This is a genomic window from Agrococcus sp. Marseille-Q4369, assembly GCF_018308945.1.
GTDB lineage: Bacteria > Actinomycetota > Actinomycetes > Actinomycetales > Microbacteriaceae > Agrococcus.
The window spans coordinates 214,347-240,135 of record NZ_CP070501.1; the positions used below are offsets into that span (position 1 = coordinate 214,347).

Genomic DNA, 25,789 nt, shown 5'->3' on the forward strand with positions numbered 1-25,789 from the left:
GACGCCGATCTCAGCAGACTCGGCGGATGCGCGCGTAGGTTCTGGGGCATGGCTCAGCGAGACGAGGTCCAGGCGGCGTTCGGCGAGGTGCTCACGATCGAGCCGGGCGAGTCGCTCTCGCCCTGGAGCGAGGTCTGGCCGGCGCGCGTGCACGGCGGCGACGGCGACGTCGCGGCGGTCGTGAAGCGCACGTGGAGCGCTCCCGTACCGCTCGAGGCGTGGCAGCGGGCGCTCGTCGCGCACGGCATCCGCACGGTGGCCCCGCTCGTGCCGCCCGTCGCGGTCGGCAGCGGTGATCAGGCGGAGCCGTTCGACGCCGCCACCACCGGCGGCGGGGCCGGTGACGAGATCGCCGATGACGAGAACTGGGTCGCATACCCGCGGCTCCGCGGCCGCGAATGGGATGGCGGCGCCGACGACCCCACGGCGGCCGGGCGGCTGCTCGGCCGCATGCACGCAGCCTCTGCCGGGCTTGCCATCGACGGCTTCCCACCGTTCGAGTGGGGCAGCGCGGACCGGCGCTCGATCGACGAGGACATCGACGCGATCCGCGACAGCGCCGCGCAACACTGGCCGCACTCCGATGCATCGCGCTGGATCGCCCAGCTCGACGGCTTCGCCGACCGGCTCGAGCGGATGCGCGCGGCCGACGTCCCCGCGATGCCCGTCTCGCTCGACCACCGCGCGGTCAACCTGCTGTTCGACGACCAGGGCGCGCTCGCGCTCGACCTCGAGAACGCCGCGTTCGCGCCGCGTATCCTCGACCTCGCGGTCGCGGCGCTGCTGTTCCCGCTTGAGCACGTGGGCTCCGGCGGGAGCGCGCTCGGCAGCGACGAGTGGGCCGCGTTCCGCGGCGGATACCTCTCCGAGGCGCACCTCACGCAGGAGGAGCGCGACATCTGGCCCAACGCGCTCACCTACATGAAGCTCGAGTGGGGCACGTGGCACCTCACGGAGGGCGTGGAATCGGAACCGGAGGGGAACCTCGGCTACCTCGACGACCTGCTGACGCTCGACGAGCACGCCCGCTTCCCGCTGCACTGAGGCGGCGCCGCCGCTCAGAAGAGCGTCGCCGCCGCGAGCATCGGCTCGCCCGACGTGCTCGGAAGCTGCTTCGCGCGGTTGCTCGGCGCGACGGCCGAGATGCCGGTGCCGGGGGCGACGACGGTGCGGCCGAGCCCATAGCGGCGCTGCAGCGGGCGGATGCGGTCGCGCAACCACGAGCGGTAGTCGGGGTGCGCGTAGGACCCGAAGCGACCGCGCGCGTCTCGGTAGACCCGGTCGTAGAGCGGCAGCAGCTCGGGATGCTCGGCGCGGAGCCACTGCAGGTACCACTCGCGCGCGCCGGGTCGCAGGTGCAGGGCGCTCGCGATCGCGCTCGTCGCGCCCGCCTCGGCGATCGCCGCGAACGCTCGCTCGAGGTGCTCGCGCGTGTCGGTGAGCCCCGGCATGATCGGCATCGCGAAGACGGCGCAGTCGAGCCCCGCCTCGCGGACGGCGCGCACCGTCTCGAGCCGCGAGCGCGTCGTCGGGGTGCCGGGCTCGACCTCCTGCTGCAGCTCGTCGTCGAAGATCGCGATCGACATCGCGATCGAGACCGGCACGTCGCGCGCGATCGACTGCAGCAGCGGCAGGTCGCGCCGCAGCAGCGTGCCCTTCGTGAGGATCGAGATCGAGGCGCCGTGCCGTGCGAGCGCGCGCAGCACGCCCGGCATGAGCCGGTAGCGGCCCTCCGCGCGCTGGTACGGGTCGGTGTTCGTCCCCAGCTGCACGGCGTCGACGTCGCGGCGCGGCCCCGCGAGCTCGCGCTCGAGCACCTCGACGAGATTGGCCTTCACGACGATGCGGGAGTCGAAGTCGGCGCCCGCGTCGAGGTCGAGGTAGGTGTGCGTGTTGCGCGCGAAGCAGTAGCGGCACGCGTGCTGGCAGCCGCGGTAGGGGTTGATCGTCCACGCGCCGCCCATGAAGCCGTCGCCCGCGACGTGGTTGAGCGCGCTCTTCGCCGTGATCTCGAGGAACGACATGCCGTCGAACCCCGGAGTCGGCCATGACTCGAGCACGCTCGAGCGCTCCTCGAGGCCCGGCAGCGCGTCGTCGTCGACGTGCGTCGCGGCTTGCGTCTCCCATCGCATGGCGATCATTCGAACACACGTTCGATCTTGCCGCAAGCGGCGCGCCGCCCGGTTAGGGTCGCAGCGTGACGGCGGTGCGGGGGCGGATGCGCGTGCTGGCTCCCGCGATCGTCGCCGGTGCGGTCGTGATCGCGATCGTCGCGATCGCCGGCGTCCTCGTGGCTGCGCCGCTCGCGCGCTGGCTCGACGCCGACGCTCGCGAGCCGCTCTGGGGCACCGTCGTCGTCGCCGCGGCGATCGCGACCACCACGCTCGGCGGCGCTTCGGCGTGGCACGGCCTCGTGCTCACGCGGCTCGTGCGCGTGCGGCTCGTCGACCGGCTCATCGCGGCGCTCGGAGTCGGCATGCTGCTGCTCGCCGCCGGCATCGTCGCCGCGGTCGGGATCGAGCCGGCGCTCGCGCGCGCCGCGCTGCTGCTCGCGTCGCCGCTCTGGGCCGCGGGCCTCGGCTTCGCGGTGCTCGTCGGCGCGATGCTGCTGCACGCGCGAGCGCCGCTGCACGAGCCGCCCGGCGCCGTGCTCATCCTCGGCGCGGGGCTCCGGGGGCGCGATGTCGGTCCGCTGCTGCGCCGACGCGTCGAGCGGGGGGCGGAGGTCTGGCGCGCAGCGCTGCCCGGCCGGCCCGACGCCCGCATCGTCGTCGCCGGCGGCCGGGGGCCCGACGAGGTGCGCACCGAGGCGTCGGCGATGGCCGAGCACCTCACCGAGCGGCTCGGCGTGCCGCCCGGCGCGATCGACCTCGAGCAGGCGTCGACCTCGACGCGCGAGAACCTCGAGCTCTCGCGGCCCTTCCTCACGGGGGAGCGGGCGCCGCTCGCGGTCGTGACGAGTGGCTACCACGCCTATCGCACCGCGTGGCTGCTCGCCGAGCTCGGCATGGACGGCGCCGTGGTCGGCGCGTGGACGCGCCCCTCGTACCGGCCCGGCGCCGTCGTGCGCGAGGCGCTCGCGATCGCCGCCGACGCGCGCCGGTGGTGCCTCGCGGCGGCACTCGCGATCGAGGCGATCGCGGTCTGGGCGCTCGTCGTCGAGCCGTAGGATCGAGGGCGAACCCCCGCTGCCGACGAGGAGACGTATGTCCGAGATCACCCGCGACGACGTCCAGCACCTGGCTGGACTCGCTCGCATCGCGCTCACCGACGACGAGGTGACGAGCCTCACGAGCGAGCTGTCCGCGATCGTCGACGCGATCGCGACTGTGAGCGAGATCGCCGGCCCCGACGTGCCCGCCACGAGCCACCCCGTGTCGCTCTCGAACGTCATGCGCGACGACGTCGTCGGCGAGACGCTCTCGGCCGAGCAGATCTTCGCCGGTGCCCCGAGCCACGACGGCGAGCGCTTCCGCGTCTCGGCGATCCTGGGGGAGGAGCAGTGATGGAGCAGGCTCAGAGCGGGGATCTCACCCGCCTCGCGGGCCATGAGCTCGCGGCGCTGCTGCGCAGCGGCGAGGTCTCGTCGGTCGAGGCGACGCAGGCCCACCTCGACCGCATCGCCGAGGTCGACGGCGACGTGCACGCCTTCCTCCACGTCAACGCGGCCGCGCTCGAGCAGGCGAAGGCGATCGACGAGCGCCGCGCCGCCGGTGAGGAGCTCCACGAGCTCGCGGGCGCCCCGGTCGCGATCAAGGACGTGCTCTGCACGGTCGGCATGCCCTCGACCGCGGGCTCGCGCATCCTCGAGGGCTGGATCCCGCCCTACGACGCGACCGTCGTCGCCCGCCTGGGGCACGCCGGCCTCGTCGCGCTCGGCAAGACCAACATGGACGAGTTCGCGATGGGCTCGTCGACCGAGCACTCCGCCTACGGCCCGACCCGGAACCCGTGGGACCTCGAGCGCATCCCCGGCGGCTCGGGCGGCGGCTCGGCGGCCGCGGTCGCGGCGTTCGAGGCGCCCTTCGCGCTCGGCTCCGACACCGGCGGCTCGATCCGTCAGCCCGCGGCCGTCACGGGCACGGTCGGCATGAAGCCGACCTACGGCGGCGTGAGCCGCTACGGCGCGATCGCGCTCGCCTCGAGCCTCGATCAGGTCGGCCCCGTGACCCGCACCGTGCTCGACTCGGCGCTCATCCACGACGTCATCGGCGGCCACGACCCGCTCGACTCGACGAGCCTCGAGCGCGAGTGGCCGTCGTTCGCGGCGGCGGCGCGCGAGGGCGCGTCGAGGGGCGACCTCGCGGGCGTCAGGGTCGGCGTCGTCAAGGAGCTCGACTCCGACGGCATCGCCGCCGACGTGCAGGCGCGCTTCCAGGAGACCCTGCAGGTGCTGACCGATGCGGGGGCTGAGGTCGTCGAGGTGTCGTGCCCGTCGTTCGCGTACTCGGTCGCCGCGTACTACCTCATCCTCCCCGCGGAGGCATCGAGCAACCTCGCGCGCTTCGACTCGGTGCGGTTCGGGCTGCGGGTCGAGCAGGCCGGGCAGACGGTCGAGGACGTCATGGCCGCGACGCGCGAGGCCGGCTTCGGCACCGAGGTCAAGCGCCGCATCATCCTCGGCACCTACGCGCTCTCCGCGGGCTACTACGACGCCTACTACGGCTCGGCGCAGAAGGTGCGCACGCTCATCCAGCGCGACTTCGACGCCGCGTTCGAGCAGGCCGACATCCTCATCAGCCCCGCTGCGCCGACCACGGCGTTCAAGCTCGGCGAGAAGCTCGACGACCCGCTCGCGATGTACGTCAACGACATCACGACGATCCCGGCGAACCTCGCGGGCATCCCCGGCATGGGCCTGCCGATGGGCCTCGGCGACGACGGGCTGCCCGTCGGACTGCAGCTGCTCGCGCCGATGTTCGAGGACGAGCGGCTCTACCGGGCAGGCGCCGCGATCGAGGCGCTCCTCGCGCAGCGCTGGGGCGGCATCCTCGCCACCAAGGCACCCGAGCTCGCAGGAGGCGCCCGATGAAGGACAAGCTGATGGACTTCGACGAGGCGCTCGAGCGCTTCGAGCCCGTGCTCGGCTTCGAGGTGCACGTCGAGCTCGGCACGCGCACGAAGATGTTCTCCGCCGCGCCCAACCCCGCGCATCCGGACTTCCACGACGCCGAGCCCAACACGCTCGTCGACCCGCTGAGCCTCGGCCTGCCCGGCAGCCTGCCGGTCGTGAACGCCGAGGCCGTGCGCTACTCGATCTCGCTCGGGCTCGCGCTCGGCTGCGAGATCGCGCAGTCGTGCCGGTTCGCGCGGAAGAACTACTTCTACCCGGACACGCCGAAGAACTACCAGATCTCGCAGTACGACGAGCCCATCGCGTTCGAGGGCGCTGTCGAGATCGAGCTCGCCGACGGACGGCAGATCTCGATCCCGATCGAGCGCGCGCACATGGAGGAGGACGCCGGCAAGCTCACGCACGTGGGCGGCTCGACCGGTCGCATCCAGGGCGCCGAGTACTCGCTCGTCGACTACAACCGCGCGGGCGTGCCGCTCGTCGAGATCGTCACGAAGCCGATCTTCGGCGCCGAGCACGACGCCCCCGAGCTCGCGAAGCGCTACGTCGCGGCCATCCGCGACATCGTGCTCTCGCTCGGCATCTCGGAGGCCCGCATGGAGCGCGGCAACCTGCGCTGCGATGCGAACGTGAGCCTGCGTCCGCGCGGCCAGGAGAAGCTCGGCACCCGCACCGAGACGAAGAACGTCAACTCGCTGCGCTCGGTCGAGCGCGCCGTGCGCTACGAGATCCAGCGGCAGGCGGCGATCCTCGCCGCGGGCGGCACGATCGTGCAGGAGACGCGGCACTGGCACGAGGACACGGGCGCGACGAGCCCGGGCCGGCCGAAGTCGGACGCCGACGACTACCGCTACTTCCCCGAGCCCGACCTGCTGCCGCTCGCGCCGAGCCGGGAGCTCGTCGAGGAGCTGCGCACGCAGCTGCCGGAGCAGCCCGTCGCGCACCGCCGCCGGCTCAAGGCCGAGTGGGGGTTCACCGACCTCGAGTTCCAGGACGTCGTGAACGGCGACATGCTGCACCTCGTCGAGGCGACGGTCGCCGCGGGCGCCACGCCGCAGGCGGCGCGCAAGTGGTGGACGGGCGAGATGGCCCGGCTCGCGAACGAGCAGGGCGTCGAGGCGTCGAGCCTCGTCGAGCCCGAGCACGTCGCGCAGCTGCAGGCGCTCGTCGACGAGGGCGCGCTCACCGACCGGCTCGCGCGGCAGGTGCTCGAGGGCGTCATCGCTGGCGAGGGCGCTCCCGCCGAGGTGGTCGAGTCGCGCGGGCTCAAGGTCGTCACCGATGAGTCGGCGCTCGTCGCCGCGGTCGACGAGGCGCTCGCGGGCCAGCCCGACGTGCTGCAGAAGATCCGCGACGGCAAGGTGCAGGCGGCGGGCGCGGTGATCGGCGCCGTCATGAAGGCGATGCGCGGTCAGGCAGACGCGGCGCGAGTGCGGGAGATCGTCCTTCAGCGGGCTATGGATTAGTCAGGTACGGCCCAGGAACCTTCCAGGAACCTGCGGGAGGCTTGCTCTCAGTTCCGCACAGGCGGGCTCGGCGGAGTAAAACCCTTGCACCGCTGCAGAGAGAAGGGACCACACTATGGGCATTCTCGGTTGGATCGTCCTCGGCCTCGTCGCCGGTGCCATCGCCAAGCTGATCCTCCCCGGCCGCCAGGGCGGCGGATGGATCATCACGCTGATCCTCGGCGTCGTGGGCGCGCTGCTCGGAGGCTTCCTCGGGTCGGTGCTGTTCAACGTCGGCCTGGAGGACTTCTGGTCCATCCAGACGTGGCTGCTGGCCATCGGCGGTGCGATCATCGTGCTGCTGATCTACGGCCTGCTGACCAAGAACCGCGGTCGCACCACGGCGTAAGCGCCACGGACGACACGGAAGGGGGCTGCCTGCGGGCAGCCCCCTTCCGCGTGCTCGGACGGCTCAGGCGGCGACCGGCACCTCGACGCCCGCGAACGATGCGAGCTCGTCGAGGTGGTCGAGGTCGGTCATGTCGAGCACCTGCAGGTAGACGCGCTCGACCCCGTCGTCGGCGAGCCGGCCGAGCAGGTCCTCGACCTCGGCGCGCGAGCCGGCCACGCCGTGCTGCCGCAGCTCCTCGGGCTCGCGACCGATCGCATCCGCCCGCCGTCGGAACGTCGCCTCGTCGTCGCCGACGCACGCGACGAGCGCGACCGAGCGCACGACGGGGCGCTCGCGCTCCTCGCGCTCGATGGCCTCGTCGAGCGCGGCGAACAGGGGTCGGATGCGCTCGAACGGCGGGAACGAGAGGTTGTGCTCGTCGCCGAACTGCGCGGCGAGCCGTGGCGTGCGCTTCGCGCCCAGTCCGCCGACGATCACGGGGATGCGCTCCTGCACGGGCTTCGGGAGCGCGGGGGAGTCCTCGAGGCGGTAGTGGTCGCCGTCGAACGAGAATCGCGCGCCCGCGGGCGTCTGCCAGAACCCCGTCACGATCGCGAGCTGCTCCTCGAGCAGGTCGAAGCGGCGCTCGGGGAAGGGGATGCCGAAGGCGCGGTGCTCCTGCTCGAACCAGCCGGTGCCGAGGCCGAGCTCGACGCGGCCGCCCGACATCGCGTCGACGTTCGCGACCTGCACGGCGAGGATGCCGGGGAGCCGGTAGGTGACGGACGAGACGAGCGTGCCGAGGCGCACCCGCTCGGTGTCGCGCGCGAGGCCCGCGAGCGTCGTCCACGCATCCGTCGGCCCGTAGCCCGGGTCGCCGTCGCCCATGCGGAGGTAGTGGTCGGAGCGGAAGAAGCCGTCGAAGCCGAGCTGCTCGGTGCGCAGCGCGACCGCGAGCAGCTCGTCGTAGGAGGCGCCCTGCTGGGGCTCGGTGAAGATGCGGAAGTCCATGGGGCGAGCCTACGGAAGCGGCGCGCCGCTCGTGCATCCGGCACAACCGGTCGGTTGCGCGGGGCCCGGGTGGGCAGGATGGGCACCATGGACTACGGCTACATGCTCGGCTACTGGAAGGCCGCGCCGCCCGCGGGGGCGCTCGAGGCGGTGCAGGCGGCGGAGCGGCTCGGCTTCGACTCGATCTGGACGTCGGAGGCATACGGGTCGGATGCGTTCACCCCCCTCGCGTGGTGGGGTGCGGCGACGTCGCGCATCCAGCTCGCGACCGGCATCGCGCAGCTCTCGGCGCGCACCGCGGCGTCGACCGCGATGACGGCGATGACGCTCGACCACCTCTCGGGCGGTCGCGTGATCCTCGGGCTCGGCGTGAGCGGGCCGCAGGTCGTGGAGGGCTGGTACGGGCAGCCGTTCCCGAAGCCGCTCGCCCGCACGCGCGAGTACGTCGCGATCCTCCGCAGCATCATGGCGCGCGAGGCGCCCGTGACGGCGCCGGGACCGCAGCTGCCGCTGCCGCTCACGGGCGAGGGCACGACGGGGCACGGCAAGCCGCTCATCTCGACGCTGCACCCGCTGCGGCAGCACATCCCGATCCACCTCGCCGCGGAGGGACCCAAGAACACGTCGCTCGCGGCCGAGATCGCCGACGGCTGGCTGCCGTTCCTGTTCTCGCCCGCGCAGGACGCCGCCTCGCGCGCGCTGCTCGAGGAGGGCTTCGCGAAGCGCGACGCGGCGCTGCCGCCCGCGGATCGCTTCGAGGTCTCGGTGCCGGTGCCGATCGTCGTCGACGCCGACGTCGAGGCGGCGGCCGACCGGGTGCGGCCGATGATCGCGCTCTACGTCGGCGGGATGGGCGCGAAGGGCGCGAACTTCCACTACGACGCGGTCGCGCGGCTCGGGTTCGAGGCGGAGTGCGCCGCGATCCAGGAGCTCTACCTCGCGGGCCGCAAGGCCGAGGCGATCGCGGCGGTGCCGACGCGGCTCGTCGACGAGATCGCGCTCGTCGGGCCGATCGAGCGCGTGCGCGACGGGCTCGAGCGCTGGGAGGAGTCGGTCGTCACGCGCATCCTCGTGCAGGGCGACCTCGCGACGCTCGAGGCGGTCGCGCGCCTGCGCGGCTGAGCGTCCCGGCACGTCTACGCTCGATCGAGTGCTGATCGACTGGGACTCGTGGGGCGGCGACGTGCTCTCGCCGGAGGCGAAGGCGGCCAGGAAGCCGCCGCCGCCCAGGCAGGTCGCGGCCGAGCGCGAGCTCGTCCTCGAGCGGCACGACGGCTACGTCGGCGCGGTCGTCGGCATCGAGGCGGGCCACGTGCAGCTCGAGGATCGGCGCGGCAAGGTGCGGCTGTTCCCGCTCGGCCGCGGCTTCCTCGTCGAGGGCGTCGAGGTCGAGCTCGTGCCGCCCGCGGTCGAGAAGAGCGCGCCGACTCGCACGGCGTCGGGCTCCCGCGCTGTCGAGGGGCTCAAGGCGCGCGTCGCGCTCCCGAGCCGCATCCTCGTCGAGGGCACCCACGACGCCGAGCTCGTCGAGCAGGTGTGGGGCCACGACCTGCGGGTCGAGGGCGTCGTGGTCGAGCCGCTCCACGGGGTCGACGACCTCGCGGGCATCGTCGCGGAGTTCGCGCCGAGCGCGACGCGCCGCCTCGGGATCCTCGTCGACCATCTCGTGCCCGGCTCGAAGGAGACCAGGATCGCCCAGGCCGTCGAGCGCGGTCCGCACGCCGCGCACGTGCGCATCGTCGGGCATCCGTTCATCGACATCTGGCAAGCCGTGAAGCCCGCGCGGCTCGGCATCGAGCGCTGGCCCGACGTGCCGCGCGGCGAGGACTGGAAGCAGGGCACGCTCAAGCGGCTCGGGATGCCGCACCGCGACCAGCAGGACGTCGCGCGCGCGTGGCAGCGCATCCGCGGTCGCGTGCGCGACTGGAACGACCTCGAGCCGGCCCTGCTCGCGCGCGTCGAGGAGCTCATCGACTTCGTGACGACGGGGCAGTCGGGGGCCTAGGTGATCGGCGGCACCTCGACGAAGCCGGGCAGCTTCGGATCGCGGCCGTCGCCCGAGGAGCGACCCGTGAACCGGCGGCCGAGCCACGGCATCACGAACTCGCGGTAGTAGGCGACGTCGCGGCGGCCCTCGGCGGTCGAGATCGCCGCGAGGTCGCGCCACGACTCGGGTGCGGGGTGACCGAGCGCCCGCAGCACGTTGCTCGCGACGTGCGCGTGCCCGGCGGCGTTGAGGTGCAGCCGATCGCGCGACCAGAAGCGGGGGCTCCGCAGCTCGACGTCCGACCAGTTGTCCACGTAGGGCGCGTCGAGGTCGGCGACCCGCGAGACGACGGCGCGCGCGAGCGCATCGCCGCGGCGCTGCATGACGGCGCCGATGGGCATGACGCCCGAGGGGTTGCCGCCCGAGAGCATGATGGGGCGGATGCCTGCGGCCGCGATGCGGTGCGCGGCATCCGCGAGGCGCTCCCCGACGTGGTAGATCGAGACCTTCGGCCGGAGGATGTCGTTGCCGCCGCCGTTGATGCTGATCGCGTCGGGGCCGAGCGCGATGGCCGCGTCGAGCTGCTCGTGCAGGATCTGCCCGAGCTTGCGGCCGCGGATCGCGAGGTTCGCGTAGCGCACCGGTGCGCCCTGCGCGGTCGCGAGGCCCGCGGCGACGAAGTCGGCCCAGCCGCGCACCGAGCCGTCGGGCAGCTCGTCGCCCACGCCCTCGGTGAAGCTGTCGCCGATGGCCACGAAGGATCCGATGTGCTGCACCCGTCGAGCCTACGCGCGCCACCCGCTCGACGCCCCGGGCTAGACTGGCTGGCGACACGGGAGTCCGGTGCGCCGGGCTGAGAGGAAGGCTGAAGCCTTCGACCGTCAAACCTGATCTGGATCATGCCAGCGCAGGGAGGACACGCACCCGTGCCATTCCACCGAGAAGGGCACTTCATGACCACTGCATCCACTGCATCCGCTTCGTCGACCGGGCGCCGCCGCATCGGCCGCTGGCGGGTCGTCGACATCGTCGTCGCCGCCGTGCTCGGCGTCGCAACCGGCCTGCTGTTCGTGCTCTGGAACAGCGTCGGCTACGCATGGTTCAGCGTCATGGACGCGCTCACGCCCGGCTTCGGCGGCCTCGCCGTCGGCATCTGGCTGATCGGCGGCGTGCTGGGCGGGCTCATCATCCGCAAGCCGGGCGCGGCGCTCTTCGTGGAGCTGCTGGCGGCGACCGTGTCGATGCTGCTCGGCAGCCAGTGGTCGATCGAGACCGTCTACTCCGGCATCGCGCAGGGTCTGGGCGCCGAGCTGATCTTCCTGCTGTTCGCCTACCGACGCTTCGGCCTCGGCGTCGCCATGCTCGCCGGCATCGGCGCCGCCGTCGCCGCGTGGACGATCGAGCTGTTCATCTCGGGCAACCTCGCCATGAGCGGCGAGTTCCTGATGATCTACCTCGGCTGCCTCGTCGTCTCGGGCGCCCTGCTCGCCGGCGTGGTCGGCTGGCTGCTGACACGGGCGCTGGCGGCGACCGGTGTGCTCGACCGCTTCGCCTCGGGTCGGTCGCGCGGCCGGTGACCGGCTCCCGCATCCGCGCTCGCGGGTGGGGCTGGCGGCACGCCGGGCGGGAGGCGCCCGCCGTGGCCGGGCTCGACCTCGACGTCGAGCCCGGCGAGCGCGTGCTGCTGCTCGGGCCCTCCGGCGCGGGCAAGTCGACGCTCCTGTCGGCGCTCGCCGGCGTGCTCGGCGGCGACGAGGAGGGCGAGGAGACCGGCGAGCTGCTCGTCGACGGCGCCCACCCCGGGAGCCGGCGCGGCCTCGCCGGGCTCGTGCTGCAGGACCCGCAGGCCAACACGATCATGTCGCGCGTCGGCGACGACGTCGCCTTCGGCTGCGAGAACCTCGCGGTGCCGCGTGACGAGATCTGGCCGCGCGTGCTGGACGCGCTCGGCGCCGTCGGCCTCGACGTCGACCTCGACCGCTCGACCGCGGCGCTCTCGGGCGGGCAGCGGCAGCGGCTCGCGCTCGCGGGCGTCATCGCCATGCGCCCGGGCCTCATCCTGCTCGACGAGCCGACCGCGAACCTCGATCCCGTGGGCGTCGTCGAGGTGCGGGATGCGGTGGCGCGCGTCGCCGCCGCGACCGGGGCGACGCTCGTGGTCGTCGAGCACCGCGTCGACACGTGGCTGCCCGTCGTCGACCGCGTCGTCGTGCTCGAGCCGCGCGGGGGCGTCGCGGCAGAGGGCTCGCCCCACGCGGTGCTCGATGTGCACGCGGAGCGCCTCGCGGCGGGCGGCGTGTGGGTGCCGGGGCTCCCGGTCGAGGTCGCGCGCGAGCGCCGCGCGGCCGGGCCGGCGCTGCTCGTCGCCGAGGCGCTGCGGTCCGGTCGCGCTGGCGAGGCCGTGCACGAGCCCATCGGCGTCGAGGTTCGTGCAGGCGAGGCACTCGTTGTCACCGGGCGGAACGGCGTTGGCAAGTCGACCCTCGCGCTGACCCTCGCGGGACTCCTGCCGCCGGTCGCGGGCGCGGTGCGCGCGACGACGGAGCTGCGCGGCGGCGCAGCGGCCGAGGCGCCGATGCGCTGGCGACCGAAGCAGCTCGCGACGCGCATCGGCACGGTCTTCCAGCAGCCCGAGCACCAGTTCGTCGCCGCGCGCGTGCACGACGAGGTCGCGGCGGGGCTGCGGGCGCTCGGGCGGGACGACGCCCAGGTGCGCGACCGCGTCGACGCGCTGCTCGCGGCGCTGCGGCTCGACCACCTCGCCGACGTCAACCCCTTCACGCTCTCGGGCGGTGAGCAGCGGCGGCTCTCGGTCGCGACGGTCCTCGCGCCCGCGCCGCGCGTGATGGTGCTCGACGAGCCGACGTTCGGGCAGGACCGCCGCACGTGGCAGGAACTCGTCCGGCTCATCGCGTCGCTCGTCGACGACGACGGATGCGCGGTCGTCGCGGTGACCCACGACGCCGACGTCGAGCGCGTGCTCGGCGATCGCGTACTGCGGCTGGGCGCCGCGTGAAGGCGCTCGAGCGGGTGAACCCCGTCACGCCCATCCTCGCGGCGGTGCTCTACTCCATCCCGATGCTGCTCACGATCGACGTCGTCACGGCGGCCGTCGCGCTCGCCGCGTGGGCGATCGTCTTCGCGAGCGTCGGGATCGGCCCCCGCACCGTCGTGCGCCGCTCGTGGCCGCTGCTCGTCGCCGCGCCGCTCTCGGCCGTCAGCATGCTGCTCTACGCCGAGCCGGCCGGACGCATCCACGCCCAGGTCTGGCTCGCCGTCATCAGCGACCGCTCGATCGAGCTCGCGCTCGCGATCGGCCTGCGCGTGCTGGCGGTCGGCGTGCCGACGCTCGTCGCGCTCGTCGGCGTCGACCCGACGCGGCTCGCCGACGGCCTCGCGCAGGTCGCGCGGCTGCCGCACCGGTTCGTGCTCGCGGCGCTCGCGGGCACGCGCCTGTTCGGCGTGCTCGGCGAGGACTGGCGGCAGATCTCGCTCGCGCGGCGAGCCCGCGGGCTCGGCGACACGGGCGCCGTGCGGCGGTCGCTGCAAGCGGCGTTCGCGCTGCTCGTCGTCGCGCTGCGGCGCGGCGGCACGCTCGCGACCGCGATGGAGGCGCGCGGGTTCGGCGGGCCGGAGCGCACATGGGCACGGCCGTCGACGCTCGGGTGGCGCGATGCGGTGCTCGTGCTGCTCGTCGCCCTCGTGACGGCGACCGCGCTCGGCGTCTCACTCGCGGCAGGATCGTTCTCGCCGGTGTGGGAGAGGGCGTGATGCTGACGATCATCGACGGGCGATCCGGTGCAGGCAAGACCGAGCTCGCCGCGCGGCTCGCCGCCGAGACGGGCGCGCGCGTCATCCACATGGACGATCTCTACGCGGGCTGGCACGGGCTCGCGACCGGCTCGCGGCTGCTCGAGCGCGGCATCCTCGCGCCGCTCGTCGCCGGTCGCACGGCGGTGTGGCGGCGGTGGGACTGGGCGGCCGGCGACTGGGGAGACGAGGATCGCGCCGAGCCGGGGGAGCCGCTCATCGTCGAGGGCTGCGGCTCGCTCACGCTGCAGTCGCGCGAGCACGCCGGCCGGGCGCTGTGGCTCGAGGCTCCGGAGGAGGTGCGGCACGCCCGCGCGCTCTCGCGCGACGGCGAGGACTCGTGGTGGATGCTGTGGCGCGAGCAGGAGGACGCCCACGTCGCCGCGAACGACCCCGCAGCGCTCGCCGACGAGGTCATCCGCACCTGAGCTGCGCCCTCCACAGCTGCTCGCCCCGCTCCTCGCATGTGGGTGGTGCACGGGAGGATCAGGGCATGGAGACGCAGCCCGGCAGCGGAGCGGAAGCGCTCGACGCGCTGCCGCTCGAGCCGCGCTCGGCGGCCGAGATCGCCGCGGACGACGAGCTCGACGCGTTCCTCGCCGAGCTGTCGGCCCAGGTCGCGGCGATGTCGGAGGAGCAGGTCGAGGCAGCGGCCGAGCGCGGCGTGCCGATCCCGCCGCTCCCGCGAGCCCCGGAGTCGGCGGCGGAGCGGCGCTTGCGGCTCGACGGGGAGCTCCTCTCCGAGCTCGTGACGATCGAGGCGCAGTCGGCGCGGCTCGAGGGCCGGCGGCGCGCGCTGCTCGCCGAGCACATGCAGAGGATGATCGACCAGCCCGGCGACACCGGCGCGATGCTGCGCGAGATCGCGTCGTTCGCGGCGGTCGAGCTCGGTCTGACGAACCCGACCGTCGAGCGGCACATCACCGAGGCCTGGACCATCGTCCGCGAGCTCCCCGCCGCCCACGAGGCAGCCGCCGAGGGGCGCATCACCGCGAGCCACCTGCGGATCATCGAGGCCGAGACCCGCGCGCTGCGCGATGATGCGGCAGTCACGCCAGCCGATCGCGACCGGGTGGTCGCCGAGCTCGTCGATGTCGCCGAGCGCACGAGCACCGCGAGGCTGCGGTCGAAGGCGAAGCAGGTCGTGAACGATGTGCTCTCGACGCCGCTGCAGGTCCGGCACGAGACGGCTCGGCAGCGGCGGCGGGTGGAGGTGTCGGATGCGGGTGATGGGATGGCGCACCTGTACGCGTTCCTGCCGGCGCTGGAGGCGTTCGCGGTGCTCGATCGGCTGACGCAGGCGGCGCGCGGGAAGCCGAAGGAGGATCCTCGCTCGTTCGACCAGTTCCGGGCGGATGCGTTCCAGGAGCTGCTGCTGTCCGGCGTGGTGCCGGAGGACCTGCACGGCACGTCCGGCATCCGGGTCAAGCCGATGATCGCGATCCCCGCGGGCGGGCTGTGCTTCGACGGCACGGCGGCGGAGGCCGAGGCGGCCGGGCACCGGTTCCCGGCGATGCTCGACGGGAAGGTGATCGTCGACCTCGAGACCGCCAGGCGGCTGGCGGGGGAGGCGTCGACCTGGCTGCGGCTCTTCACCGACCCCGTGACGGGCGTCGCGGTCACGGTCGACTCGTACACCCCGACCGCTGGGCAGCGGCACGTCCTGCTCGGGCGCGATCAGCGCTGTCGAGCACCCGGGTGTCCGCATCCGGCCCGCCGCGCCGACCTCGACCACACCCTCGCGTGGGCCGAGGGCGGCGCGACGAGCCTCGACAACCTCGGCTTCGTCTGCCGCCGAGATCACGTCCTCAAGCACAGCTCCCGCTGGTCGGTCGAGCAGCTGCCGCACGGGGTGCTGCGCTGGACGTCACCGCTCGGGCAGGTGATCGACGACCTGCCCGAGCCGGTCGGGCCCGTGTTCACCGACATGCCGCGCACGAAGCCGAGACCGCCCACCCGCACTCGCGCTGAGCGGCGTGCCGATCAGCGCGCAGCGCTCGAGCGCCTCGGCCGCTGGGACGACCCGACCACCTGGCCCGAGCCCGATCCCGCCGCGCTTCGCGACTGGTACGGGAGTCCGGCGAGCGACGCGGTCGACGACGACCCGAACGCGCCACCGCTGCCGTTCTGATCGCGACGCGGAGGGCGGCTACGCCCAGCCCAGCTCGTGCAGCTGCTCGTCGTCGATGCCGTAGAAGTGCGCGATCTCGTGCACGATCGTCGTCCGCACCTCGGCCCGCAGCTCGTCGATCGTCTCGGTCGAGTCGAGGTGCGGGAGCCGGTAGACCATGATCCGGTCCGGCAGCTCGCCGAAGCCGTACTGGCCGCGCTCGGTGATCGCGACACCCTCGTAGATGCCGAGCAGGTCCTCCTCGGGGTGCTCGTCCTCGACGAGGAAGACGACGTTGTCGAGGCCCTCGACCATCTCGTCGGGCAGCGCGTCGAGCACCTCGGTGACGAGCGCCTCGAACGCGTCGTGGTCGAGCTCGAGCACCGCGACCGCCTCCCTCTGCATCCTCATCGTGAGCCTATCGACCGCGGTCGGACGCAGTCCCGCTGATACCGTCGAGGACGATGAGCGCCCCCGTCCGTCCCCCTCGCCCCAACCGTCCGCAGCACGTGATGGAGGTCGTCCGCGTCGAGCGGATCGCTCCGAGCATGGTGCGGATCTGGATCGGCGGCGACGGCTACGCGACCTTCGCACCCAACGCGTTCACCGACGCCTACGTCAAGATCTGGTTCGCCAAGCCCGAGCTCGGCCTGGAGCCGCCCTACGACGTCGCGGCCCTCCGCGAGTCGCTCGCGCCCGACGACCTGCCGGTCACCCGCACCTACACCGTGCGCGCGATCGCCGACGACTCCTTCGCGATCGACGTCGTCGTGCACGGCGATCAGGGCCTCGCAGGTCCATGGGCCGCGCGCGTGCAGCCGGGGGAGCGCGTCGTGTTCGGCGGCCCGGGCGGCGCCTTCGCGCCCGACGAGACCGCGGCGTGGCACCTCTTCCTCGGCGATGAGTCGTCGCTCCCGGCGATCGCGCGGAGCGTCGAGTCGCTCCCCGCGACCGCGCGCGGCGCCGCGCTCATCGAGGTGCGGGATGGGTCGGAGGAGCTCCCGTTCTCGGCTCCCGACGGCTTCGAGGTGCGGTGGCTGCACCGCGGCGAGGCGAGCGCGGACACCGTCGGACTGCTCGCCGACCAGACCGCGGCGCTCGAGCTGCCGGAGGGACGAGGCCAGGTCTTCGCGCACGGCGAGCGCGAGTCGATGAAGGCGCTCCGCGACGAGCTGCTCGTGCGCCGCGGACTCGAGCGCTCGCAGGTGTCGCTCTCGGGCTACTGGGCGCTCGGGCGCACGGAGGACCGCTTCCAGGCCGAGAAGCGCGAGCCGATCGGGCAGATCCTGCCGCCGGCGCACGCGGCCTCCTAGCCGGCCCCCAGCGCCGCGCGACACACTGACCGCATGACGCGCGCGCCCGACGGCCCGATGGAGTCGGCCATCCTCGACCTCCTGGCGCGGCGCCGCGACGGTGCGACGATCTGCCCGAGCGACGCGGCGAAGGCCGTCGCGGGCCCGGACGAGGCCGACTGGCGACCGCAGATGGATGCGGCGCGCGACGCTGCTCGCAGGCTCGTCGCCGATGGTGCCGTCGAGGTCACGCAGCGCGGCGAGGTCGTCGACCTCGACAGCGCGAAGGGGCCCATCCGCATCCGCCTCGCCCAGCGTGCCGAGCCTCCCGATGGAACCGCCTAGGAGCGGCGAAGGCCCGGAGGACATGATCCTCCGGGCCTTCCGCGTGGGGTGAGTAACGGGGCTTGAACCCGCGGCCTCCTCGACCACAACGAGGCGCTCTACCAACTGAGCTATACCCACCATGTGCGCGAGCGCAACCATGACAGCATACGACATCCGCGACGCCCGCACGACATCGGCGGGACGGTGTGTCAGCTGCCGAGGTGCTCCCCGAAGCCGTCGACGACGTCGGCCGCGATCGCCTGGAGCTCTTCGCTCGAGCGACCCGGCGCTTCCGTGAACACCGCGCGCCGGTAGTAGCGCAGCTCGCGGATCGACTCGAGGATGTCGGCGAGCGCGCGGTGGCCGCCCGCCTTCTCCGGGCTCTGGAAGTACGCGCGCGGGAACCAGCGGCGCGAGAGCTCCTTGATGCTCGAGACGTCGATCGAGCGGTAGTGCAGGAAGCCGTCGAGCGCGGGCATGTACCGCGCGAGGAACATCCGGTCGGTGCCGATCGTGTTGCCGCCGACGGGCGCCGAGCGCTCGAGCGGCACGAAGCGCTGCACGTACTCGAGCACGAGCAGCTCAGCCTCGGCGAGCGAGACGCCGTGCTCGAGCTCGGCGTCGAGCCCGCTCGTCGCGTGCATCTGGCGCACGAAGTCGTTCATCTGCTCGAGCGCGGCGTCCGACGGCTTGATGACGACCTGGAGGCCCGGGTCGAGCACCTGCAGCTCGAAGTCGGTGACGACGACCGCCACCTCGACGAGCTCGTCGACCGTGGGGTCGAGGCCCGTCATCTCGCAGTCGATCCAGACGATCCGGTCAGAGGCAGCCACACGCCGAGTCTACGGGCGGCCCGCCGACGCTCAGCCCAGCTGCGCGAAGAGCTTGTCGGCGTCGATGTCGGCGAGCGTCGCGATCGTGCGCTCGGCGGGCACGGGCGACGCGGTCAGCTGCGTCGTGAGGAACCAGAGCCGGGCACCCGCGGCTGCCGCCGAGCGGGCGCCGCTGCTCGAGTCCTCGAACGCGACGCTCCCGGATGCGTCGGCCCCGAGGCGTCGGACGGCGAGCGCGTACGGCTCGGGGTCGGGCTTCGAGCGCTCGACGTCGTCGGCCGTGACGGCGAAGCGCAGCGCGCCCGCGGGCGCCGCCTGCAGGAGCGCCTCGGCGTTCTCACGCGTCGCGTTCGTGACGAGCGCCGCGGGCACGCCCGCCTCGGCGACGCGCTCGAGCAGCGCGACGCTGCCCGGGAGCCACGGCGTCTCCTCGCGCACGGCGGCGGCCACGGTGCCTGCGACGGTGGCGATGATCGACGCGCGGTCCATCGTGACGCCGCGCTCGCGCATCCGGTCGGCCCACTCGATCATCGGCCTGCCGGTCGTCCAGTGCGCGTCAGCCACGGTCCACTCGATGCCCTGCACGCGCGCGAAGGCGCGCATCTCCTCGTGCCAGAGGGGTTCGGAGTCGATGAGCGTGCCGTCCATGTCGAACAGGAGTGCGCCGGGCATGCCTCCAGCCTGGCATGCCGCCGGGGCGCGCCCGACCGCGTCAGGCAGCGCTGCGGTGTCGGCGCACGAGCCGCTGCGCGACGCGGTCGGCGGTGCCGACGAAGCGCCCGAGGGTGTGCACGGTGACGACGCGGTCGGATGCGGTGTCGACGGCGACGAAGGACCCCGAGTCGCGCACGTGGCCGTTGTGCCAGCGCACCGTGCCCGCGACCTGCCAGCCCGGTGCCCACGCATCCGCCCCTGTGTGCCGCATCGCGGCGCTCGCGTAGCGCTCGAGGGCGTCGAAGGTGCCCCAGAGGCCGCCGGCACCGACGAAGGGGCCGGTGTGCATCGTCCACTGCGCGCGCGGCGCGCCGCTCCAGGCGCGCACGACCGGGCGTCGCTCGGCGGGCGGGTCGACGGCGACGTCGACCACCCCGAGGGGCTCGAGCACGCGCGAGCGCGCGAGCTGCCACCAGGACTGGCCGGTGAGCTCCTCGAGCGCGCGCGTGAGCACCGCGTAACCGAGGTTCGAGTACTCAGGGGCCGGCTTCGGCTCGCGTCGGAGCGCCGCGAGGGCCGGTACGACCTCCATGTCGAAGCGCCGGGTCGTGAAGGCGGCGTAGGGATCGAGCGGGTCGGTCATGCCCGCGGGCACGCGCGGCAGGCCCGAACGGTGCTCGATGAGCGTGCGGACGGTCACGGCGCCGGGCAGCAGCGTCGCAGGCAGGAGGGTCGCGACGGGTGCGTCGAGGTCGAGCTCGCCGGCCTCGGCGAGCCGGGCGGCGATCGCGGCCGTGACGGTCTTCGTGATCGAGCCCCACTCGAGCATCGGCGCGCCTCGATGCAGCGGGCCGAACCGCTCGACCACCACGCGATCGCCGTCCCGCAGTCGCTGTGCGGTGCTGCGGTCTCGCGCGAGGATGCTCACCGACCCACTCTGCCACCCACGCCGTCGAGCGCCGTCAGCGAAGGGCTGCGGCCGTCGGTGCCCCCGGCAGGAATTGAACCTGCGACCAAGAGATTAGAAGGCTCCTGCTCTATCCGCTGAGCTACGGGGGCGTGCCTTGCGACACCGGCGATCCTATCGAGTCGCCCAGCGGCCCGACCGTAGGCTGTCGTGGTGCTCCCGACGATCCTGCAGTCCACCCAGCCCTCCGACGAGCTGAGCGGCGTCGCCGGTTGGGCGGTGGGGCTGATGGAGACGATCGGCGCTCCCGGCGCCGCCGTCGCGATCGCAGCCGAGAACCTCTTCCCGCCCATCCCGAGCGAGGTCATCCTGCCGCTCGCGGGCTTCAGCGCGGCGCAGGGCACCTTCACCGTCGCCGAGGCCATCATCTGGACCACGATCGGCTCGGTCTTCGGCGCGCTCGTGCTCTACCTGCTCGGCCGCTGGCTCGGCCACGACCGGCTCGTGTCGATCGCGCGGAAGATGCCGCTCGTGCGCGCGAGCGACATCGACAAGACGACCGCGTGGTTCGCGAAGCACGGCTGGAAGACGGTGCTGTTCGGCCGCTTCCTGCCCATCTTCCGCAGCCTCATCTCGATCCCCGCCGGCATCGAGCGCATGCCGGTGCTGCTGTTCCTCGGGCTCACCCTCGTCGGCTCCGCCATCTGGAACACGATCTTCATCCTGATCGGCGTCTTCCTCGGCCGGAACTACCACGTCATCGAGCCCTACATGGACTGGTTGCAGTGGGTCGTCATCGGGCTCGTCATCGTCGTGCTCGTGTGGTTCGTGGTGCACCGGATGCTCCAGAACCGCAAGGAGGGGAAGCCGCTGCTCTCGGGCGAGTGACGGGCCGCGAGGCGCGTCGCAACGGATCGGGAATGGCTTCGCGCGATAGCGTGTTGTTCGAATTCGCACGACTTCACCGACGCCCCGAAAGGCACCCATGCTGCAGAACTTCCCCGGCTACCAGCCCGGCACCTACGTCATCGACGGCTCGCACTCGAACGTCACCTTCTCCGTCCGCCACATGATGGTCGCGAAGGTCCGCGGCGAGATCGAGGGCCTCGAGGGCACGATCGTGCTCGCTGAGAACCCCGAGGAGTCGACGATCACGGCGACCGTCGACCCGTCGACGATCAACACGAAGAACGCCGACCGCGACCAGCACCTGCGCTCCAACGACTTCTTCGCGATCGAGGAGCACCCGGAGTGGACGTTCGTCTCGACCAGCGGACGCGTCGAGGGCGACGACCTCTACGTCGACGGCGACCTGACGCTCCGCGGCGTGACGAAGCGCGTCGCGCTGCTCGTCGAGTTCGGCGGCATCGGCCCCGACACGTGGGGCAACACCCGCGCGGGCGCGTCGGCCCGCACGCGCATCAAGCGCTCCGACTTCGGCATCAGCTGGAACGTCGCGATCGAGACCGGCGGCGTCATGCTCTCCGACGAGGTCGACATCGAGATCGAGATCTCCGCGATCCAGCAGGCGCCCGTCAGCGCCTGATCCGCACCGCGAGCGGGGGCGGGGCCGGGGCGAGAGCCTCGGCCCCGCCCTCGTCGTCTCGGCAGTGGATCATGGGCCGGTGAAGCACGCGAGCGCGTCGTCGAGCGACCAGCACTGGCCGATCGGCAGCATCGCGGTGCCGCCGGGCAGCAGGCGACGCGCCTCGAACGCGGGCCCGGTCGCCGCGCCGACGCGGGCGATGTAGCCGAGGGCGAGGCCGGATGCGCTGACCACCCTCCAGAGGTCGTCGCGCACGCGCTTGGTCGCGACGTGCGGCGCGTGCGGGGCGTCGCGCCGCTGGGCGGTCGACATGATGGCCATGGCGTGCTCCTTCCTTCCTGCCTGCGACGCTACGAGCGGCCACCGACATCGGGATCGCACAGCCGCCGCCGCTACGCTGGCGGCATGCAGGAGATCGTGCTCGCCGGTGGTTGCTTCTGGTGCCTCGACGCCGCCTATCGCGTCGTCGACGGCGTCGACGACGTCGTCTCGGGCTACACGGGCGGGTCGGTGGCGCACCCGAGCTACGAGCTCGTGTGCACGGGGGCGACGGGTCACGCTGAGGCCGTGAAGGTCATCTACGACGAGGAGCGGCTGCCGACCGAGGTCGTGCTCGACATGTTCTTCACGATGCACGACCCGCGACAGCTCAACCGCCAGGGCAACGACATCGGCACGCAGTACCGCTCGGCGATGTTCTACCGCGACGAGGCCGAGCGCGAGCGCTTCGAGACCGCGATCGCCCGCGCCGCCGAGTGGTGGCCGGGAGAGATCGTCACGACGCTCGAGCCGCTCGGCGACTTCTACGACGCCGAGGACCACCACCAGGACTTCTTCGCGAAGAACCCGACGCAGGGCTACTGCCTCGCAGTGGCGGCACCGAAGGTCAACAAGATCCGCGCCGGCTTCGCGGAGTACCTGCGCGCCTGACGCGGTTCTCCACAGGCCGCGCGTCGAGGCGCTCGTCGCCTGCGCTCGCCGGTGCATCCTCGCCCGCATGAGCGAAGCAATCTCCGTGGTCGGGTCCATCGGCACCGACCCCATCCTGAAGTCCGTCGCCGGCGACCAGGTCGCCGAGTTCCGCATCGGCTGCAAGTCCCGTCGCAAGGACGGCGACGACTGGGTCGATGCCCACACCAACTGGTTCACCGTCGAGGCCTGGGGCGGCTTCGCGCGGAACGTCATCACGTCGGTCCGCAAGGGCGACGTGGTCGTGGTGCTCGGCCGCCTCAAGGTCGACCAGTGGGAGTCGGGCGAGCGCCGCGGGACGAGCGTGAAGATCCGCGCCGACCACATCGGGCACTCGATGCGCGTGAGCCCCACGTCGCGCGAGCGGCGCCCCCGCGACGACGCGGAGCAGCGCGCGGCCGAGCAGCCGGGCGCCTCGCTCGATCCGATGGAGCCGTCGCCACTCGAGCCGCAGGAGCCCGCGCTCGCGGGCGCGGGCGGCGAGCAGTGGGGCGCACCGGTCATCGGCAGCGAGACGCCGTTCTGAGCCGGCATCCCTGGTGCGCGGCGCCGCGGCCGGATAGCGTGACGATGACCCGAGGGGCGAGGAGGTCCACCGATGGAATGGCTGATGATCGTCTTCCTGGTGCTGGTCTTCGCGATCGCCACCGCGTTCCTGCTCGCGATCGATGCGGTCAGCGCCGTGCTCGCGAAGGTCGTCGTCTCGCTCGCGGGCCGCGTGCGGCGCGGCAGGGGCGCCGCGCTCTGAGCCCGCGCGGGGAACGGGGCCGCGAGCGGCCGCCGCCCTAGACTGGCCGCGTCCCGTCACGCATCGGAGGAGGGCGCGTGCGCCAGCTCACGGCAGTCGCGCTCGTCGGCGTCCTCGCGCTCGTCGGCTGCGCCGCCGATGCGCCGTCGCCGTCGCCGGCGCCGTCAGCATCCGACGCGGGTCGCAGCGCGGACGTCGACGTCGAGACCGATCCCGAGGTCGACGCGTTCCGCGCAGCGCTCGAGGGGCACTCGCCCGCCGATCCCCACGCGCTCGTCGCTGCCGTCGAGGCTGCTGGCTTCGAGCGCTCCGCGATCGAGCGCACGCGCGAGCTCGACTCGCTCGGCGAGCCGGTCACGTTCCTCGAGATCGCGGTGCGGCAGGGGGAGTCGTGCCTCCTCGGCCAGGTCGGCGAGGGCGAGGCGAATGCGCTGCGCGCCGACGCCCTCGGCGGCGGCCGGTGCCTCGTGGGCGAGATCGTCACCGTAGACTGAGGGCATGGCCGAGTACATCTTCTCCATGGTGCGCGCCCGCAAGACGGTGGGCGACAAGGTGATCCTCGACGACGTCACGACCGCGATCCTGCCGGGCGCGAAGATCGGCGTCGTCGGGCCCAACGGTGCGGGGAAGTCGACGATCCTGAAGATCATCGCCGGCCTCGACACGCCCTCGAACGGCGACGCGAAGCTCACGCCGGGCTACTCCGTCGGCATCCTGATGCAGGAGCCGGAGCTCGACGAGTCGAAGACGGTGCTCGAGAACGTGCAGGAGGCCTTCGGCCACCTGACCGCGAAGATCACGCGGTTCAACGAGATCTCCGCCGAGATGGCGAATCCCGACGCCGACTTCGACGCGCTCATGGCCGAGATGGGCACGCTGCAGGAGGAGATCGACGCCGCCGACGCGTGGGACCTCGACTCGCAGCTCGAGCAGGCGATGGACGCGCTACGCTGCCCGCCGGGCGACTGGCCCGTCACGAACCTCTCGGGCGGTGAGCGCCGCCGCGTCGCGCTCTGCAAGCTGCTGCTCGAGAAGCCCGACCTGCTGCTGCTCGACGAGCCCACCAACCACCTCGACGCCGAGAGCGTGCTGTGGCTCGAGCAGCACCTCGCGAAGTACCCCGGCGCCGTCATGGCCGTCACGCACGACCGCTACTTCCTCGACCACGTCGCGGGCTGGATCTGCGAGGTCGACCGCGGCCGCCTCTACCCCTACGAGGGCAACTACTCGACCTACCTCGAGAAGAAGGCCGAGCGCCTGCAGGTGCAGGGCAAGAAGGACGCGAAGCTCGCCAAGCGCCTCTCGGAGGAGCTCGACTGGGTGCGCTCCAACGCGAAGGGCCGCCAGGCGAAGTCGAAGGCGCGCCTCGCGCGCTACGAGGAGATGGCCGCCGAGGCCGAGCGCACCAGGAAGCTCGACTTCGAGGAGATCCAGATCCCGCCGGGCCCGCGCCTCGGCTCGATCGTCCTCGAGGCGAACGACCTCGAGAAGGGCTTCGACGACCGCCAGCTGATCGACGGACTCTCGTTCACGCTGCCGCGCAACGGCATCGTCGGCGTCATCGGCCCGAACGGCGTGGGCAAGACGACGCTGTTCAAGACGATCGTGGGGCTCGAGCCGCTCGACGGCGGCTCGCTCAAGATCGGCGAGACGGTCAAGCTCAGCTACGTCGACCAGGGCCGCGCCAACATCGACCCGAACAAGAACCTGTGGGAGGTCGTCTCCGACGGCCTCGACTACATCCAGGTCGGCAACGTCGAGATCCCCTCGCGCGCCTACGTCTCGCAGTTCGGCTTCAAGGGTCCCGACCAGCAGAAGAAGGCGGGCGTGCTCTCCGGCGGTGAGCGCAACCGCCTGAACCTCGCGCTCACGCTCAAGCAGGGCGGCAACCTGCTGCTGCTCGACGAGCCCACGAACGACCTCGACATCGAGACGCTCGGCAGCCTCGAGAACGCCCTGCTCGAGTTCCCCGGCTGCGCCGTCGTCATCACGCACGACCGGTGGTTCCTCGACCGCATCGCGACGCACATCCTCGCCTACGAGGGCACCGACGAGGAGCCCGCGAACTGGCACTGGTTCGAGGGCAACTTCGAGGCGTACGAGCAGAACAAGATCGAGCGCCTCGGTCCCGACGCCGCGAAGCCGCACCGCTCGGCCTACCGGAAGCTCACGAGGGACTGATGCGACTCGCGGTGCCGGTGACGGTCCGCTGGTCGGACCTCGATGCCTACGGGCACGTCAACAACGCATCGCTGCTGACGCTCCTCGAGGAGGCGCGCGTCGCCGCCTTCTGGGCCGGCGGGCCCGAGGGCTCGCCGTCGACGGCCATCATCGACGCCGGCCACGGGGCGACGAGCATCACGGTGATCGCCCGCCAGGAGGCGGAGTACCTCGGCCAGATCCCACACCACCGCGAGCCGATCATCGTCGACACGTGGATCGGGCACATGGGCGGCGCGAGCATGCTGCTCTGCTACGAGGTGCGCTCGCCCGACCGCGCCGAGCTGTACGCGCGGGCGACGACGACGGTGGTGATGCTGGATGCGTCCACGGGCCGGCCGCGCCGGCTCACGAGCGCGGAGCGCGAGGCCTGGGAGCCGTACCTCGAGGAGCCGATCGCGTTCCGCCGTCGCTGACGCGCCGCCGATAGGCTGGAGGGGCAACGTCGCGACCCGAGGAGGAGCC

General features: G+C 72.7%; 31 protein-coding genes, 2 tRNA genes and 1 riboswitch. Of the genes, 23 read left to right on the top strand and 10 right to left on the bottom strand.

The genetic code is table 11. The annotated features are described in order from the left end of the window. Positions 1-48 precede the first annotated feature (48 nt). Complete coding sequence (locus tag JSQ78_RS01145; RefSeq protein ID WP_211448735.1) at positions 49-1,044, top strand: phosphotransferase enzyme family protein; 996 nt, start codon at positions 49-51, stop codon at positions 1,042-1,044. Between the two features lie 14 nt (positions 1,045-1,058). Here JSQ78_RS01145 and JSQ78_RS01150 read toward each other — a convergent pair whose 3' ends face one another. After that, the gene (locus JSQ78_RS01150) at positions 1,059-2,132 is read right to left on the bottom strand and encodes an Rv2578c family radical SAM protein (protein WP_211448737.1); all 1,074 of its coding nucleotides are present in this window, start codon (positions 2,130-2,132) and stop codon (positions 1,059-1,061) included. 65 nt (positions 2,133-2,197) lie between these two features. Here JSQ78_RS01150 and JSQ78_RS01155 point away from each other — a divergent pair, with 65 nt between their 5' ends. From JSQ78_RS01155 to JSQ78_RS01175, 5 genes are all read left to right on the top strand, one after another. Further along, the gene (locus JSQ78_RS01155) at positions 2,198-3,169 is read left to right on the top strand and encodes a YdcF family protein (RefSeq protein WP_211448739.1); all 972 of its coding nucleotides are present in this window, start codon (positions 2,198-2,200) and stop codon (positions 3,167-3,169) included. A 37-nt stretch (positions 3,170-3,206) separates the two neighbouring features. After that, positions 3,207-3,506 (top strand): Asp-tRNA(Asn)/Glu-tRNA(Gln) amidotransferase subunit GatC, encoded by a 300-nt coding sequence (gene gatC / locus JSQ78_RS01160; RefSeq protein WP_211448741.1) that lies wholly within the window; start codon positions 3,207-3,209, stop codon positions 3,504-3,506. Continuing rightward, complete coding sequence (gene gatA / locus JSQ78_RS01165; RefSeq protein ID WP_211448743.1) at positions 3,506-5,032, top strand: Asp-tRNA(Asn)/Glu-tRNA(Gln) amidotransferase subunit GatA; 1,527 nt, start codon at positions 3,506-3,508, stop codon at positions 5,030-5,032. The genes gatC and gatA overlap by 1 nt, the downstream gene beginning before the upstream one ends. Further along, positions 5,029-6,540 (top strand): Asp-tRNA(Asn)/Glu-tRNA(Gln) amidotransferase subunit GatB, encoded by a 1,512-nt coding sequence (gene gatB / locus JSQ78_RS01170; protein ID WP_211448745.1) that lies wholly within the window; start codon positions 5,029-5,031, stop codon positions 6,538-6,540. The genes gatA and gatB overlap by 4 nt, the downstream gene beginning before the upstream one ends. 115 nt (positions 6,541-6,655) lie before the next feature. After that, positions 6,656-6,928 carry a GlsB/YeaQ/YmgE family stress response membrane protein gene (locus JSQ78_RS01175; RefSeq protein WP_211448747.1) on the top strand — a complete coding sequence of 91 codons (273 nt, stop codon included), beginning with the start codon at positions 6,656-6,658 and terminating at the stop codon, positions 6,926-6,928. A 63-nt stretch (positions 6,929-6,991) separates the two neighbouring features. Here JSQ78_RS01175 and JSQ78_RS01180 read toward each other — a convergent pair whose 3' ends face one another. After that, the gene (locus tag JSQ78_RS01180) at positions 6,992-7,921 is read right to left on the bottom strand and encodes an LLM class F420-dependent oxidoreductase (RefSeq protein ID WP_211448749.1); all 930 of its coding nucleotides are present in this window, start codon (positions 7,919-7,921) and stop codon (positions 6,992-6,994) included. 87 nt (positions 7,922-8,008) lie between these two features. Here JSQ78_RS01180 and JSQ78_RS01185 point away from each other — a divergent pair, with 87 nt between their 5' ends. Together JSQ78_RS01185 and JSQ78_RS01190 are read left to right on the top strand one after the other, a co-directional pair. After that, complete coding sequence (locus JSQ78_RS01185; RefSeq protein ID WP_211448751.1) at positions 8,009-9,043, top strand: LLM class F420-dependent oxidoreductase; 1,035 nt, start codon at positions 8,009-8,011, stop codon at positions 9,041-9,043. Between the two features lie 28 nt (positions 9,044-9,071). After that, the gene (locus tag JSQ78_RS01190; RefSeq protein WP_502756127.1) at positions 9,072-9,926 is read left to right on the top strand and encodes a DUF3097 domain-containing protein; all 855 of its coding nucleotides are present in this window, start codon (positions 9,072-9,074) and stop codon (positions 9,924-9,926) included. Here JSQ78_RS01190 and JSQ78_RS01195 read toward each other — a convergent pair. After that, positions 9,923-10,684, bottom strand: a complete 762-nt coding sequence (locus tag JSQ78_RS01195) for an SGNH/GDSL hydrolase family protein (RefSeq protein WP_211448753.1) — start codon at positions 10,682-10,684, stop codon at positions 9,923-9,925. The genes JSQ78_RS01190 and JSQ78_RS01195 overlap by 4 nt on opposite strands. Before the next feature lie 46 nt (positions 10,685-10,730). Continuing rightward, a riboswitch (TPP riboswitch) is annotated at positions 10,731-10,840 on the top strand. Positions 10,841-10,861: 21 nt separating this feature from the next. On the opposite strand from JSQ78_RS01195, the gene JSQ78_RS01200 reads away from it, so the two are divergent. The 5 genes from JSQ78_RS01200 to JSQ78_RS01220 all read left to right on the top strand — a co-directional run bounded on the left by JSQ78_RS01200 (position 10,862) and on the right by JSQ78_RS01220 (position 15,849). Continuing rightward, positions 10,862-11,485 carry an ECF transporter S component gene (locus JSQ78_RS01200; RefSeq protein ID WP_021011382.1) on the top strand — a complete coding sequence of 208 codons (624 nt, stop codon included), beginning with the start codon at positions 10,862-10,864 and terminating at the stop codon, positions 11,483-11,485. Positions 11,486-11,547: 62 nt separating this feature from the next. Continuing rightward, positions 11,548-12,924, top strand: coding sequence for an ABC transporter ATP-binding protein (locus JSQ78_RS01205; protein WP_211448755.1), 1,377 nt, complete (start codon positions 11,548-11,550; stop codon positions 12,922-12,924). Next, entirely contained in the window at positions 12,921-13,679 is a 759-nt protein-coding gene (locus JSQ78_RS01210) for an energy-coupling factor transporter transmembrane component T family protein (RefSeq protein WP_249295795.1), read from the top strand. The genes JSQ78_RS01205 and JSQ78_RS01210 overlap by 4 nt, the downstream gene beginning before the upstream one ends. Then, on the top strand, positions 13,679-14,146 hold the full coding sequence (locus tag JSQ78_RS01215) for a nucleoside/nucleotide kinase family protein (RefSeq protein ID WP_211448758.1): 468 nt from the start codon (positions 13,679-13,681) through the stop codon (positions 14,144-14,146). Before JSQ78_RS01210 ends, JSQ78_RS01215 begins: the two co-directional genes overlap by 1 nt. A gap of 65 nt (positions 14,147-14,211) precedes the next feature. Beyond that, positions 14,212-15,849 (top strand): HNH endonuclease signature motif containing protein, encoded by a 1,638-nt coding sequence (locus JSQ78_RS01220; protein ID WP_211448760.1) that lies wholly within the window; start codon positions 14,212-14,214, stop codon positions 15,847-15,849. An 18-nt stretch (positions 15,850-15,867) separates the two neighbouring features. On the opposite strand, the gene JSQ78_RS01225 is transcribed toward JSQ78_RS01220, so the two are convergent. Continuing rightward, on the bottom strand, positions 15,868-16,239 hold the full coding sequence (locus JSQ78_RS01225; RefSeq protein ID WP_249295796.1) for a metallopeptidase family protein: 372 nt from the start codon (positions 16,237-16,239) through the stop codon (positions 15,868-15,870). 53 nt (positions 16,240-16,292) lie between these two features. Between JSQ78_RS01225 and JSQ78_RS01230 the strand changes: the two genes are divergently transcribed. Both JSQ78_RS01230 and JSQ78_RS01235 read left to right on the top strand, forming a co-directional pair. After that, positions 16,293-17,141: a siderophore-interacting protein gene (locus JSQ78_RS01230; protein WP_211448762.1), complete on the top strand. Its 849-nt coding sequence runs from the start codon at positions 16,293-16,295 to the stop codon at positions 17,139-17,141. Between the two features lie 33 nt (positions 17,142-17,174). Then, complete coding sequence (locus JSQ78_RS01235) at positions 17,175-17,465, top strand: DUF3253 domain-containing protein (protein ID WP_211448764.1); 291 nt, start codon at positions 17,175-17,177, stop codon at positions 17,463-17,465. Between the two features lie 44 nt (positions 17,466-17,509). Here the strand turns inward: JSQ78_RS01235 and JSQ78_RS01240 are convergent. The 5 genes from JSQ78_RS01240 to JSQ78_RS01260 all read right to left on the bottom strand — a co-directional run bounded on the left by JSQ78_RS01240 (position 17,510) and on the right by JSQ78_RS01260 (position 19,993). Continuing rightward, positions 17,510-17,585, bottom strand: a tRNA-His gene (locus JSQ78_RS01240). A 71-nt stretch (positions 17,586-17,656) separates the two neighbouring features. Further along, the gene (gene orn, locus JSQ78_RS01245) at positions 17,657-18,241 is read right to left on the bottom strand and encodes an oligoribonuclease (RefSeq protein WP_211450442.1); all 585 of its coding nucleotides are present in this window, start codon (positions 18,239-18,241) and stop codon (positions 17,657-17,659) included. Positions 18,242-18,310: 69 nt separating this feature from the next. Continuing rightward, positions 18,311-18,952 (bottom strand): HAD family hydrolase, encoded by a 642-nt coding sequence (locus tag JSQ78_RS01250; protein ID WP_211448765.1) that lies wholly within the window; start codon positions 18,950-18,952, stop codon positions 18,311-18,313. 40 nt (positions 18,953-18,992) lie between these two features. Beyond that, the gene (locus tag JSQ78_RS01255) at positions 18,993-19,862 is read right to left on the bottom strand and encodes a serine hydrolase domain-containing protein (protein ID WP_211448766.1); all 870 of its coding nucleotides are present in this window, start codon (positions 19,860-19,862) and stop codon (positions 18,993-18,995) included. Positions 19,863-19,920: 58 nt separating this feature from the next. After that, positions 19,921-19,993, bottom strand: a tRNA-Arg gene (locus JSQ78_RS01260). Positions 19,994-20,054: 61 nt separating this feature from the next. Between JSQ78_RS01260 and JSQ78_RS01265 the strand changes: the two genes are divergently transcribed. Further along, the gene (locus tag JSQ78_RS01265; RefSeq protein WP_349305127.1) at positions 20,055-20,729 is read left to right on the top strand and encodes a DedA family protein; all 675 of its coding nucleotides are present in this window, start codon (positions 20,055-20,057) and stop codon (positions 20,727-20,729) included. Between the two features lie 97 nt (positions 20,730-20,826). Further along, a complete protein-coding gene (locus JSQ78_RS01270; protein WP_211448767.1) occupies positions 20,827-21,387 on the top strand; it encodes a YceI family protein in 561 nt (186 codons plus the stop codon). Positions 21,388-21,456: 69 nt separating this feature from the next. On the opposite strand, the gene JSQ78_RS01275 is transcribed toward JSQ78_RS01270, so the two are convergent. After that, entirely contained in the window at positions 21,457-21,708 is a 252-nt protein-coding gene (locus JSQ78_RS01275; RefSeq protein ID WP_211448768.1) for a hypothetical protein, read from the bottom strand. An 84-nt stretch (positions 21,709-21,792) separates the two neighbouring features. On the opposite strand from JSQ78_RS01275, the gene msrA reads away from it, so the two are divergent. The 6 genes from msrA to JSQ78_RS01305 all read left to right on the top strand — a co-directional run bounded on the left by msrA (position 21,793) and on the right by JSQ78_RS01305 (position 25,740). After that, the gene (msrA, locus tag JSQ78_RS01280; protein WP_211448769.1) at positions 21,793-22,317 is read left to right on the top strand and encodes a peptide-methionine (S)-S-oxide reductase MsrA; all 525 of its coding nucleotides are present in this window, start codon (positions 21,793-21,795) and stop codon (positions 22,315-22,317) included. A 67-nt stretch (positions 22,318-22,384) separates the two neighbouring features. Then, the gene (locus JSQ78_RS01285) at positions 22,385-22,882 is read left to right on the top strand and encodes a single-stranded DNA-binding protein (protein WP_211448770.1); all 498 of its coding nucleotides are present in this window, start codon (positions 22,385-22,387) and stop codon (positions 22,880-22,882) included. 72 nt (positions 22,883-22,954) lie between these two features. After that, complete coding sequence (locus JSQ78_RS01290; protein WP_211448771.1) at positions 22,955-23,104, top strand: hypothetical protein; 150 nt, start codon at positions 22,955-22,957, stop codon at positions 23,102-23,104. A 77-nt stretch (positions 23,105-23,181) separates the two neighbouring features. Continuing rightward, positions 23,182-23,598 (top strand): DUF6993 domain-containing protein, encoded by a 417-nt coding sequence (locus JSQ78_RS01295; RefSeq protein WP_211448773.1) that lies wholly within the window; start codon positions 23,182-23,184, stop codon positions 23,596-23,598. Positions 23,599-23,602: 4 nt separating this feature from the next. Continuing rightward, entirely contained in the window at positions 23,603-25,285 is a 1,683-nt protein-coding gene (ettA, locus tag JSQ78_RS01300; RefSeq protein WP_211448775.1) for an energy-dependent translational throttle protein EttA, read from the top strand. Continuing rightward, a complete protein-coding gene (locus tag JSQ78_RS01305) occupies positions 25,285-25,740 on the top strand; it encodes an acyl-CoA thioesterase (RefSeq protein ID WP_211448777.1) in 456 nt (151 codons plus the stop codon). The genes ettA and JSQ78_RS01305 overlap by 1 nt, the downstream gene beginning before the upstream one ends. Positions 25,741-25,789: the final 49 nt, after the last annotated feature.